This window comes from Sphingomonas sp. JC676 (assembly GCF_014489075.1).
Classification (GTDB): domain Bacteria; phylum Pseudomonadota; class Alphaproteobacteria; order Sphingomonadales; family Sphingomonadaceae; genus Sphingomonas.
The window spans coordinates 1-1,049 of the sequence record NZ_JACTGR010000028.1 but is presented as its reverse complement, the minus strand read 5'-3'; the positions used below and the strand labels follow the sequence as shown (position 1 = coordinate 1,049).

Annotated in this window: 1 protein-coding gene; it reads right to left on the bottom strand. The window is 63.2% G+C overall.

The window, feature by feature from the left end:
* Positions 1–5 precede the first annotated feature (5 nt).
* Positions 6–962, bottom strand: a complete 957-nt coding sequence (locus IAG41_RS22870; RefSeq protein ID WP_187731015.1) for an IS481 family transposase — start codon at positions 960–962, stop codon at positions 6–8.
* Between the last annotated feature and the right edge of the window lie 87 nt (positions 963–1,049).

Sequence of the window (1,049 nt, the reverse complement as noted above, 5' to 3'; positions counted from 1 at the left end):
GTCCGCTAACTGTGGAGTCTCAACAGGTTGTTCTCGGTGAGGCCGAGTCTGGTGATAGGCGTGAGGTGTTTAATGCCGGCGTGAGGTCGGTGCCAGTTGTAGCGGTGTAGCCAAGGCTGGAGTTCGGCGCCGCGAGTATCCGAGGTGGGATAGGGCTTGGCATAGGCCCACTCGCGTAGCGCGGTCTGGATGAAGCGTTCTGCTTTTCCGTTGGTGCGGGGCGTATAGGGTTTGGTGCGGATGTGCTTGAGAGCGAGGTCGCGACAGGCGAGACGGAAGGCGTCGGAGCGGTAGCAGCCGCCATTGTCGGTCATGACGCGAGCGACCGTGATGCCGAGGCTTTGATAATAGGCCACTGCGTGGCGGAGCGCGGCGGCGGCGCTGGTGGCTTTCTCGTCGGGCATGATGTTGGCGCAGGCGAGGCGTGAGGCATCGTCGATCGCGACATGCACGTACTCCCAGCCGACCTTGAGGCGTTTGATGCGGCTGGTGGGGTCGCCGGTGATCCGGTGACCGACCTGTTCGAAGCGCCCCAGCTTCTTGATGTCGAGGTGGATCATCTCACCAGGCTCAGCGCGCTCGTAGCGAACGACCGGCACAGGCGGATCGATGTCGCGCATCCGGCTCAAGCGGTGACGACGCAGAATGCGGCTGACGGTAGCGCTCGAGATGCCGCATGCGCTCGCGATCTGTTTGCCGGTCCAGCGCTCGCGCCGCAGTGCCACAACCTGCTCGATAACAGTTTCCGGGGTAACTGCACGCAACCGGTGCGGTCGTGACGAGCGATCGGCAAGACCGGGCCATCCTTCCAGTTCGAAGCGCCTGACCCACTTGGCCACGGTGCGCAGCGAAACGCCCATGTCCGTCGCGACGGACATGGGCGACTGGCGCTCGATCAGCACGCGCCGCACCAGCAAGGCTCGACTGCGCGGTGTCAAACGGGCATTCTTGTGGATGTTCATCCGGTCCTCCCGAGCGCTTGAAGTGTCGTAACCTCACTCTGCTCGGCCGGCACCGGATGAACAACCTATCGAAAGCTCACAGCTAAC

Excerpts from the sequence above, each read along its gene's own strand:
- IAG41_RS22870 (WP_187731015.1), bottom strand. The coding sequence starts at position 962 with ATGAACATCCACAAGAATGCCCGTTTGACACCGCGCAGTCGAGCCTTG.